This window comes from Bacteroides sp. 51 (assembly GCF_010500965.1).
Classification (GTDB): Bacteria; Bacteroidota; Bacteroidia; order Bacteroidales; family Bacteroidaceae; genus Bacteroides.
The window spans coordinates 1-338 of sequence record NZ_QVMI01000152.1 but is presented as its reverse complement, the minus strand read 5'-3'; the positions used below and the strand labels follow the sequence as shown (position 1 = coordinate 338).

The window sequence follows — 338 nt, the reverse complement described above, 5'->3', positions numbered from 1 at the left end:
TTCCGTTCCGTTGGAACGAATTACAACCAAGTTGTAAAGGAATTGCACAGTAATTTTTCAGAAAAAAAAGCACTCGCTTTACTCTACAAATTAGAGAAAAGAGTATTATAAGGTGGTCGAAGAGGCTGTAATTTAAACTGTGTCAGCAAAGAAATAAATTATTAACTTCGTAATTAGCCGATGCCTTTTAGCTGGTTTGGTTGTTCCCATTCCATTTAGTGATGTAAACGCCTATCCTATCAACTGTTTCTGCAAAGACTTGCTGTTTCTCGGCCCAGTTGGCATTTTCCCATTCTTTATAACTACTATAGTCGGATGAGATTTTGCCTTTGGATTTA

At 36.7% G+C, this 338-nt stretch carries 1 pseudogene; it reads left to right on the top strand.

Annotated elements, in window-relative coordinates:
* Positions 1-111: pseudogene (locus D0T87_RS23910) on the top strand (MobA protein); the annotation flags it as partial.
* Between the last annotated feature and the right edge of the window lie 227 nt (positions 112-338).